Genomic DNA, 585 nt, shown 5'->3' with positions numbered 1-585 from the left:
AAACAATAGAGCAGATATCGCAGCCGGTATTAGGTGTAGCAGGATTAAGGATAAATCCTCTAACGAACACGACGGTAGCGGAAAATCCTGGAACATATAAAGGAATAAAAGTACGTGATTTGAAGACAGAAGCTGAATTCTCTATTGCAGGACTACCACAAGTGTTAGGTATGGCCGACATCAAATGGTCGTCACAGCCCGGCGTGTTTGCTTTCTTAAATAAATCCTTACAGGATACCGAACTTTGGATAGCGGACCTAAACAGCAAGACAGCAAAAAAAATCCTTAGTAAAGTAAATGATACTTATGGAACAACTTTCCAATGGACAAAGGATGGTAATACACTGCTCGTGCAGCAGGTAGTGACCAGCAGAGGAGAGGTGCCGGTACAAAACCCAGTACCCACAGGTCCTGTGGTGCAGGAAAACCTAGGAGGTATTACTCCTTCCAGGACATACCAGAATTTGCTTTCCAACGCTTATGACGAAAGGGTAATGGAATATTATCTTAGCTCCGAGTTGGTTCTGGTTGACCTGTCCGGCAATGCTAGACCTTTAGGTGTCAAAGGTATGTTCAAATCAGTAT

1 pseudogene is annotated in these 585 nt (G+C 43.4%); it reads left to right on the top strand.

What is annotated here, in order from left to right:
* A pseudogene (locus tag SD31_RS17735) lies at nucleotides 1–585 on the top strand (S9 family peptidase); the annotation flags it as partial.

It is taken from the genome of Sphingobacterium sp. T2 (assembly GCF_000814685.1).
Taxonomy (GTDB): Bacteria; Bacteroidota; Bacteroidia; order Sphingobacteriales; family Sphingobacteriaceae; genus Sphingobacterium; species Sphingobacterium thermophilum.
Note: the sequence above shows the minus strand (reverse complement) of the source record. Positions and strands in the feature narration are given on the sequence as shown.